Annotated in this window: 4 protein-coding genes and 2 pseudogenes; 5 read left to right on the top strand and 1 reads right to left on the bottom strand. The window is 70.8% G+C overall.

The genetic code is table 11. The annotated features are described in order from the left end of the window. A pseudogene (locus R6V09_RS44970) lies at positions 1-397 on the bottom strand (FUSC family protein); the annotation flags it as partial. A gap of 169 nt (positions 398-566) precedes the next feature. On the opposite strand from R6V09_RS44970, the gene R6V09_RS44965 reads away from it, so the two are divergent. From R6V09_RS44965 to R6V09_RS44945, 5 genes and pseudogenes are all read left to right on the top strand, one after another. Next, the gene (locus tag R6V09_RS44965) at positions 567-1,043 is read left to right on the top strand and encodes an Lrp/AsnC family transcriptional regulator (RefSeq protein ID WP_317887258.1); all 477 of its coding nucleotides are present in this window, start codon (positions 567-569) and stop codon (positions 1,041-1,043) included. Positions 1,044-1,062: 19 nt separating this feature from the next. Next, on the top strand, positions 1,063-1,755 hold the full coding sequence (locus R6V09_RS44960) for an HAD family hydrolase (protein ID WP_317887257.1): 693 nt from the start codon (positions 1,063-1,065) through the stop codon (positions 1,753-1,755). Between the two features lie 43 nt (positions 1,756-1,798). Beyond that, positions 1,799-3,973, top strand: a complete 2,175-nt coding sequence (locus R6V09_RS44955) for a hypothetical protein (RefSeq protein WP_317887256.1) — start codon at positions 1,799-1,801, stop codon at positions 3,971-3,973. Positions 3,974-4,142: 169 nt separating this feature from the next. Beyond that, entirely contained in the window at positions 4,143-4,847 is a 705-nt protein-coding gene (locus tag R6V09_RS44950) for a class I SAM-dependent DNA methyltransferase (protein ID WP_442810261.1), read from the top strand. Between the two features lie 54 nt (positions 4,848-4,901). Beyond that, positions 4,902-5,343 (top strand): annotated as a pseudogene (locus tag R6V09_RS44945) (serine/threonine protein phosphatase); the annotation flags it as partial.

Below are 5,343 nucleotides of genomic sequence, written 5' to 3'. Positions count from 1 at the left end.
TGTGCAGGAACTGGGCCACGAAGAAGGTCATGAACGCGAAGACACCGAGGCTGTGGCCGCGCGGCCCCCAGCGGCGGGCGTAGACGCCGGCGCCGACCACAGCGAGGAAGGTGAGGTCGCGGGCGACGGGGTGGTCGTGCAGTTCGGCGGCGGCGGCGAGCACCGGCAGGCCCACGCAGGGCAGCAGCGCGGTGGTGACGGCCTGCCCGCTCACCGTGGCGTCCGTCACCGTGAACAGGGCGAGCAGCGCGGCGAGGCCACCGGTCACGGCGCCCGCGAGGGACTGTCCGGTCAGCCCGCAGACGACCACCGCGAGGCCGATACCGAGGACGGCCCGACCGGCGAAACGCAGCCGCGTCCGCCCCGGGTCAGGAGCCACGAACACCCGCTTCAGCACTGCTTCCCGCCCCCTGCGCACACCCGCACGAAAAAGGCGCCGCGGAGATCCGCAGCGCCATCGACATGCCCATCACAACATCACCGGGCAGGCTGGCTCAAGTGACCTCCGAATCACTGGACCATTGGCACAGCGAAATGCAACTGGGCCATTGGTACAGTCTGATCTCATGAGCGTGGACGAACTCGACACCCGCATCCTGCGACTCCTCCTGGAGCAGCCGCGTACCAGCGTGCGCGAGTACGCCCGTCTCCTCGGAATCGCCCGGGGCACACTCCAGGCCCGGCTCGACCGGCTGGAGCGGGACGGCGTGATCACCGGCACGGGCCCCCACCTGTCCCCCGCCGCCCTCGGGCACCCGGTGCTCGCGTTCGTGCACATCGAGGTGACGCAGGGGCATCTCGACGAGGTGGGGGACGCGCTGGCCGCCGTACCGGAGATCGTGGAGGCGTTCTCGATCACGGGTGGCGGGGATCTGCTCACCCGGGTCGTGGCGCGGGACAACGGTCATCTGGAGGATGTGATCCAGCGGCTGATCAGCCTGCCGGGGGTGGTGCGCACCCGTACCGAGATGGTGTTGCGCGAGCGTGTCCCGCACCGGTTGCTGCCGCTGGTGGAGGCGGTCGGCCGCGCGGCCGGGAAGTGATCCTTGGCATCCTGAACCCATGAGCAATCTCGGCGGACTCTCGGTCATCTTCGATCTCGACGGAACACTCGTGGACAGCGAGCCGAACTACTACGAGGCCACCCGGCACACCCTCGCCGAGCACGGCGTCCCGGACTTCACCTGGGCGCAGCACGAGCACTACGTCGGTATCAGCACGCGGGAGACGCTCGTCCTCCTGAAGGAGCGCCACGGTCTGAGGGCTCCGGTGGAGGAACTGCTCGCGGAGACGAACGGCAGCTATCTGGCGCTGGCCCGGGCCGCCACACGCGTGTATCCGGAGATGCGGAAGTTCGTGGAGCTGCTGGCGGCCGAGGGTGTGCCGATGGCGGTGGCCTCGGGTTCGTCGCCGGAGGCGATCGAGGCGATCCTGACCGGGACCGGGCTCGACGCGCTGCTGCGGACCGTGGTCTCGGCGGACGAGGTGGCGCGGGGCAAGCCCGCGCCGGACGTCTTCCTGGAGGCGGCCCGCAGGCTCGGGGCGGCTCCGGCCGACTGTGTGGTCCTGGAGGACGCGGCTCCGGGCGCGGCGGCGGCGCACGCGGCCGGCATGCGCTGCATCGCGATCCCGTACGTGCCCGCGCAGGCCGACGCCCCCGAGTTCGCCACGGCTGGGCTGCTGTTTCGGGGCGGCCAGGCGGAGTTCAGCGCCCAGGGGGCGTACGACTGGCTGGCCGGGCACCGGGGGTTGTAAAACCCGAATGCGCCCGCTTGTTCGGTTCTGGGAGCATGCCGGAATGATCGACCGACTCGAACCGCTGGTCATCCGGCACACGCTCCGCGTCCCCACGCCCACGGGTCCCACGGGTGAAGGCGCCACCGTCGCGCGGCAGTTCGACGCCGTGCTGCTGTCCGTGGGCTTCAAGCTCTCCCCGGAGCTGCTGGAGCGGCTGTCGGGGCTGGCCGAGGAGACGGTCGCCGGTATCGCCGCACGTACCCTGCGGACGGTCCGCGAGATGGCCGGCGACCACGTCCCGCACAACGTCTACTTCATCGACTTCCCGGCCAACGTCCCCGACACCGTGGACTTCTGGACGGCGTGCGTCGCCGAGGCACTCCGCGACGAGGAGACCCCGGCCGCGACGCTCAAGCAGTTGCGGACCGGGGTGGTGAACCTGCTCGACCTGCCGACCTACGGCAGGTACCAGCACACGTACGCCGAAATGCTAGCCGCCCAGGACGAGTTGATCGCGGCGGCGGGCGACCGGATCACGGTGCTGCACGCGGGCGCCGACCTGGCCGATGAACTCACCGCCCTGTACCTGGAGTTGGCGGGCAGCACCACTCCGCTCAGCGAGGAGCACCGGCGTGATCTACGGGCGCTGGCCGAGCAGTGCGCCGACGGGCCGCAGCCCGAGGTGATCCCGGTCCGGGAGAACCGGGCGATCGTCAACGAGGCCCGGTTGGCGGCCGGTTCGGGGCTGCTGCTGGACACCGTCACCGATGTGCTGCGGCTGGCCTGCGCGTTGTCGGACGGCGATGTGACGCTCGTGGAGCCGACCCGTTTCCGGTCGCTGTCCCGGCCGGTGCGGCGCGCGCTGCTCGCGGGGCTGGACTCGGTGGTCGCCGCGTCGCCCGCCAAGCTCGCGGACGTGGCCGTGCATCGGGAGCGGTGGAAGCGGCTCGGTGAGCGGCTGCATCCGCACGAGTACCCGGGGTGGCCGGGTGCCGCCGAGGTGTTCGCGGTCGCGCGGGGTGAGCTGACGGCACGCTCGTTCGACAGCCGGGTGGAGGAACTGCTCGGCGAGAACGACGTGTTGGGAGCCGTAGAGCTGCTGAAGTCCGCGCCCGGCAGGCTGTTCCGCGCGCTGGACCGGCTGCTGCGCACGGCGCTCACGCAGGAGGAGCGGGACGCCGTGGTGGCCGCCGCCGGGCAGGTCGTGCCCGAGGTGTCCGGCCGGGTGGTGCTGTCGGTGCGTGAGCATCTGCACAACCGGGTCCGGGAGACCGGGGAGTTGCGGGTGTTCGTGAACCGGCGTGGCCGTGCCTGGGTGACGGACGACGAGCGGACGGTCGTAGGACCGGTGGAGCGGGCGCGGCTGATCGCCGTGCTCGACGACGAGACGCGGCGTCGACTGCCTTCTCCGGAGCGGCTGTTGATCGATCCTGAGGTACTCGACGTGGCGCTGCCGTTGAGCGGGAAGGCGACGGCGGCCGGGCTCGGTGTGCTGCCGCGTGGGTCCGTGTCGGCGGTGGAGGGCGAGTTGCTGCGCTTCTTCGTGTACTGGAAGGAGACCGAGCAGCGGACCGACTTCGATCTGTCGGCGCTGATGCTCAACGCGGACTACTCGACGAACACCTGGTTGTCGTACACCTCGCTCACCGACGTCGAGGGTGAGCACTCCGGTGACATCGTCGAAGCGCCGGACGGGGCCTCGGAGTTCATCAATCTGCGACTGGGTGCCGTGCGCGGGGCGTTCGTCGTGCCGCAGGTCCACATCTACGCCGGGGAGGGCTTCGAGGAGGTCGAGGAGTCGTTCTTCGGGTTCATGCTGCGTGAAGGCGAGCAGTTGGGGCGGCCGTTCGAGCCGCGTACCGTGCGGATGAAGTCGGAGCTGCGCGGTGCGGGGCGGGTCGCGCTGCCGCTGGTGTTCCTGCGCGGGGAGGACGGCCGCTGGCGGGCGAAGTGGCTGCACCTGTACCTCAAGGGCAGCCCGTCGGCGAACCGGGTGGAGGAGAACCGGGTGACGGTGGCGAACCTGCTGCGCGGCATCGTCGAGCGCGAGCACCTCACGGTGCGGCATCTCGTCGGCCTGATGACCGGGGAGGCGACGACGGTGACGCTGTGGGACGGTGAGCCGGTCCCGGACGGTCCTCCGGTCACCTACATCGGTCTGCGCCGCCCGGACGAGCTGCCCGAGGGCTCGCAAATCGTGACTCCCGAAAATCTGCGCGACCTGATCCCCGCCTGACTGCTACCGTCAGCCGTGGCGAGGCCATGAGCGGGCTTCCTTCTCACCTCCTTGAATCCAGTCCGTTCGCTTTCCTCGCCCTCGACGTTCCGTGAGGGGTGCCCCAGGGTGCCCCTCACGGCGTTTCCCGCGCCAAACCGAGCTTCTCTCACTTGTGGGACAATCCTCTATGCGCGGACGAAAGGCCACTCCAGTGAGCAGAGTGAACGACGGGGCCGACTACGGCAGCCTGCGGCTCGACCGCTCGGGTCAGGCCGAGGCCTTCGACGCCATCGGGGACCGCTACGACGAGGCATTCCCGCACAAGGAGGGCCAGGTCAGCGCCGGTGAGTGGCTGGTCGAGTCCCTCGGCCCGGGCTCGCGGGTGCTCGACCTCGGCAGCGGCACCGGGTTGCCGACCGCCCGGCAGCTGGCGGACGCGGGCTTCCAGGTCGTGGGCGTGGACCTGTCCGGACGGATGGTGGAACTGGCCCGGAAGTACGTCCCCACCGCCACCTTCCACCAACTGGACCTCGCCGATCTGCGCCCGGGCGGCCCCACCGACCTGGGCCGTTTCGACGCCGTCGCCGCGTTCTTCTCCCTGCTGATGCTGCCGCGCGCGGAGATCCCCCTCGCCCTGCGCACGATCCACCACCTGTTGCCCCCGGGCGGTCTGTTCGCCCTGTCGATGGTGGAGGCCCATGTGGACGACTTCGCGATCCCCTTCCTCGGCAACACGATCAGGGTCTCCGGCTACCTCCTCGACGACCTGCACAGGATCCTGGACGACGCGGGCTTCGAGATCGTGAAGGAGACCTCCTACACCTACGCCCCGGCGACCGCCGACGTCCCGCCCGAGGAACAGGTCTTCCTCTGCTGCCGACGGCGCGACTGAGGCCGTAGGACCGACCCGGCGGCCCAGCGGTCGCACCAGTGGACGGGACGAAGCGTGACGGAGCAGCACAGCCCTCGCGAAGGCCCCGCCGGAACCGCCCGGCGAGGCGGTTCGGCGAGCGGCCCGGAGCCCGTCCCGCCGTCGGGTCCGGGATGGCACCGGACGCCCCTCCCGCCCGTACCGCAGACCGACCGGCTCCAGTACCTGGACGTGGCGACGCGGCGGATCGCCCGCGGGATGGACCTGGACGAGACGCTGCGGGAGCTGCGGTGGGCGGCGGTGCCCGACTTCGCGGACGCGATCGTCATCCACCTGCACGATCCGCTGCCCGTCGGGGACGAGAAGTCCGCCGCGCCCGTCGTCCTGCGGCTGCACAGCGTCGACCGGGCGCCGGAGGCGAGGACGGCGCTGCTGATGCCGCACGCCGAGTACGCGGACGTGACCGACCGGGTGGAGCCGACGCTCGACGGCAGGCTCGCGAAGCTGCTGCTGGCCG

Source organism: Streptomyces sp. W16, assembly GCF_033194735.1.
GTDB lineage: Bacteria > Actinomycetota > Actinomycetes > Streptomycetales > Streptomycetaceae > Streptomyces.
Note: the sequence above shows the minus strand (reverse complement) of the source record. Positions and strands in the feature narration are given on the sequence as shown.

Bases quoted from the DNA above. Each gene is read 5' to 3' on its own strand.
- R6V09_RS44960 (WP_317887257.1), top strand. From the start codon at position 1,063: ATGAGCAATCTCGGCGGACTCTCGGTCATCTTCGATCTCGACGGAACA.
- R6V09_RS44955 (WP_317887256.1), top strand. From the start codon at position 1,799: ATGATCGACCGACTCGAACCGCTGGTCATCCGGCACACGCTCCGCGTC.
- R6V09_RS44965 (WP_317887258.1), top strand. From the start codon at position 567: ATGAGCGTGGACGAACTCGACACCCGCATCCTGCGACTCCTCCTGGAG.
- R6V09_RS44950 (WP_442810261.1), top strand. From the start codon at position 4,143: ATGCGCGGACGAAAGGCCACTCCAGTGAGCAGAGTGAACGACGGGGCC.